This window comes from Xenophilus sp. (assembly GCF_044462705.1).
GTDB classification, from domain to species: Bacteria; Pseudomonadota; Gammaproteobacteria; order Burkholderiales; family Burkholderiaceae_C; genus Xenophilus; species Xenophilus azovorans.
Genome location: NZ_JBIQNC010000159.1, coordinates 6,908 through 10,285 on the forward strand (window position 1 = coordinate 6,908; position 3,378 = coordinate 10,285).

The 3,378-nt window shown below is 73.4% G+C and carries 3 protein-coding genes; 1 reads left to right on the forward strand and 2 read right to left on the reverse strand.

Annotation, left to right across the window (positions count from 1 at the left end):
* Window positions 1–1,251 (forward strand): MATE family efflux transporter (locus tag ACIY1X_RS19745; protein ID WP_399683799.1); only part of this gene is annotated, 1,251 nt, incomplete at its 5' end.
* Window positions 1,252–1,276: 25 nt separating this feature from the next.
* Here ACIY1X_RS19745 and phoR read toward each other — a convergent pair.
* On the reverse strand, window positions 1,277–2,638 hold the full coding sequence (gene phoR, locus ACIY1X_RS19750) for a phosphate regulon sensor histidine kinase PhoR (RefSeq protein WP_399683802.1): 1,362 nt from the start codon (window positions 2,636–2,638) through the stop codon (window positions 1,277–1,279).
* Between the two features lie 62 nt (window positions 2,639–2,700).
* On the reverse strand, window positions 2,701–3,378 hold a 678-nt coding region (gene phoB / locus ACIY1X_RS19755; RefSeq protein WP_399683804.1), incomplete at its 5' end, for a phosphate regulon transcriptional regulator PhoB.

Below are 3,378 nucleotides of genomic sequence, written 5' to 3' on the forward strand. Positions count from 1 at the left end.
CTGTCGGTCGGCTCGGCCATCTTCATCAGCGTGTTCGTGTCGCTCATGGGCGGGCTGCAGGCGCTGCTGCCGATCTGGGCCGAGCTGAGCGGCGCCGGCCGGCGAGCCGAGGTCGGCCGCTCGGTGCGCCAGTCGCTGTACGTCGCGGCGGCCGCCGTCGCGCTCGGCCTGATCGTGCTGCTGCACCCCGAGCCGCTGCTGCGCTGGACCGACGTGCCGGCCGCGATGCAGGCCGAGGTGACGCGCTACCTGGCGGTGCTGGCGCTGGCCCTGCCGCCCGCGCTGCTGTTCCGCCTCTACAGCACGCTCAACCAGAGCCTGGGCCATCCGCGGCTGGTCACCTGGCTGCAGATCGGCGCGCTGGTGGTGAAGCTGCCGCTGTCGGTCTGGTGGACCTTCGGCGGCCTGGGCGTGCCGGCGCTGGGCCTGGTGGGCTGCGGCCTGGCGACGGTGGCCGTCAACTGGCTGATGCTCGCGCTGGCCCTGTGGCTGATGCGCACCCAGCCGCTGTATCGCGAGCTGCGCCTGTGGCGGCGCATGGAGCGGCCCGACTGGCAGCAGTTGCGCCAGTTCGCCCGGCTGGGCGTGCCCGGCGGCCTCTCGGTGCTGGTGGAGGTGACCTCGTTCACGCTGATGGCGCTGTTCATCGCCCGCCTGGGTACGGCGGCTGCGGCGGCGCACCAGATCGCGTCGAACCTCACCGCCGTCGCCTACATGGTGCCGCTGTCGATGGGCCTGGCCACCAGCGCCCGCGTGAGCCATTGGCTGGGCGCCGGCGACCCGGCCCGCGCCCGGCACGCTTGCCGCCAGGGCTTCGAGCTGACATTGGCCGGCGCCCTGGCCTGTGCCGCCACGATGGTGCTGGCCCGCGGGCCGCTGGCCGGGCTGTACTCGTCGGATGCGGCGGTGGCCGCCCTGGCGGCCACGCTGCTGGTGGCCACCGCTGCCTACCACCTGGCCGACGCCGTGCAGACGCTGTGCGTGTTCGTGCTGCGCTGCTACCGCGTGACGGTGCTGCCGCTGGCGATCTACTGCACGCTGCTGTGGGGCATCGGGCTGGGCGGCAGCTACCTGCTGGCCTACCGCGGCCTGGGCCCCTGGCCGGCGATGGCCTCGCCGCTGGCCTTCTGGATCATGAGCTCGGCCGCGCTGGCGATGACGGCGATGCTGTTCCTGCTGCTGCTGGCGCGCGTGCTGACAGGTACGCGGGCGGACGCTCTGGCCTTCAGTGCCCGGCCGGGCGGCCGCTGAGACGCCGCAGGGCGGCAGCGGTCCGCTACGGCACCCCGTGCAGCGCGTTCCCGGCCAGCGTCGCCGCCCGCGCCTCGCGCACCCGCGTCACCGGGAAATGCAGGACGAAGCGCGAGCCCTGCCCCAGCGTGCTCTCGATGCGCAACTGCGCGCCGTGCCGCTGGGCGATGTGCTTGACGATCGCCAGGCCGAGGCCCGTGCCGCCGGTCTCGCGCGAGCGGCTGCGGTCGACGCGGTAGAAGCGTTCGGTCAGCCGCGGGATGTGCTCGGCCGCGATGCCCGGGCCGGTGTCGCGCACGGCGAACTCGCCGCGGCCGTCGGGCAGCACGCGCCAGCTCACCGCCACCTCGCCGCCCGGCGGCGTGTAGCGCACGGCGTTGCTCACCAGGTTGGACATCGCGCTCTGCAGCTCGGTGGCATTGCCGGCCAGCTCGGAGTCCGCCTCCAGTGCGAAAGACAGCCGGTGTCCCTTGGCCGAGAGCCGGCCCGACAGGCCGCGCGCCTCGTCCTCGCAATGCGCCAGCAGCGCCTTGGCGCGCGTCCACTGGTTCATGGCCGGGGCGGCGCTGCCTTCCAGCCGCGACAGGGTAAGCAGGTCCTGCACCAGCGTGCCCATGCGCTGCGCCTGCTGGCCCATCAGGCCCAGGTAGCGGGCGCGCTCGTCGGCCTCCAGCGGCAGGCTCTGCAGCGTCTCGACGAAGCCGGTCAGCACCGTCAGCGGCGTGCGGATCTCGTGCGAGACGTTCGCCACGAAGTCGCGCCGCATCGCCTCGGCCTGCTCCAGCGCGGTGATGTCGCGCGTGAGCAGCATGCGCCGGCTGCCGGCATAGGGATGCACCTGCACCGACAGGCGCATCGGATGGCCGTGCGCGGTGCGCTGCGCCGAGGGCGCGTCGATCACTACGTCGCGGCTGTAGTTCCACGAGGCCAGGTAGGCGACGAAGGCCGGGTCGCGCACCAGGTTGCCCAGGTGCTGCTGCAGGTCGCGTCCGGCGTCGATGCCCAGTTGCGCGGCGGCCGTCTGGTTGCACCACTCGATGCGGCCCTGCTCGTCGAGCAGCACGACGCCGTTGGGCGAGGCCTGGATGGCCTGCAGGAATTCGTCCAGCCGGTCCTGCGCCTGCCGCGTCTGCTGCTCGCGCAGGCGCAACTGCTTGCGGATGCGCTCGGCCAGCTCGCCCCACAGGCCGAGGCCGCGCGCCGGCATGGGCGCGCCCTCGGCCCGCAGCGCGCGCAGCAGGCGCGAAGCCTGCCATGCGTCGAGCGCCAGCCAGGCCAGCGCGCCGGCCATGGCGCCCCAGCCCCACTGCCGCCAGCCGAGCGCGGCGACGGCAACGGCCGCGCCCGCGCAGGCAGCGGCCAGGAAGGTGAGGAATCGAAGCGGCATGGGATCGCGATTATCCGGCCCGCTCCCCGCGCACGCGGGCCGGGCCGGCGCTCAAGCAGGCATCAGACGGTGGCCTGCGCCGTGAAGCGGTAGCCGGCGCCGCGCACCGTCTCGACCATGGCGGCGGCCGCGCCCAGCGACTCGCGCAGGCGCTTGACGTGCACGTCCACCGTGCGCTCCTCGATGAAGACGTGGTCGCCCCAGACCTTGTCGAGCAGTTGCGAGCGGCTGTGCACGCGCTCGGCGTTCTGCATCAGGTAGGCCAGCAGCTTGAACTCCGTCGGCCCCATCTTCAGCGGCGTGCCCTGCCAGGTGACGCGGTGGGTGGCGCTGTCCAGCGCCAGTTCGCCCACCTCCACGCGCTCGCTGGCCGCCTCGGGCGCCCGGCGCCGCAGCACGGCGCGGATGCGCGCCAGCATCTCCTGCGTGGAGAAGGGCTTGGTGATGTAGTCGTCGGCGCCGGCGTCCAGGCCCGCCACCTTGTCGGGCTCGTCGCCGCGGGCGGTGAGCATGAGGATGGGCACGGCCTTGGTGCGGCTGTCCTTGCGCCACTGGCGCGCCAGCTGCAGGCCGCTCTGGCCGGGCAGCATCCAGTCGAGCAGGATCAGGTCCGGCAGCACGGCGTCGATCTCGCGCTGGGCGCTGTCGCCGTCCTCGGCCCAGATCGGCTCGAAGCCGTTGTGCCGCAGGTTCACGGCCAGCAGCTCGGCGATGGAGGACTCGTCCTCGACGATCAGGAC

What these genes read in the sequence shown, in the direction of transcription:
- phoR (WP_399683802.1), bottom strand. Translation starts at nt 2,638, where the DNA reads ATGCCGCTTCGATTCCTCACCTTCCTGGCCGCTGCCTGCGCGGGCGCG.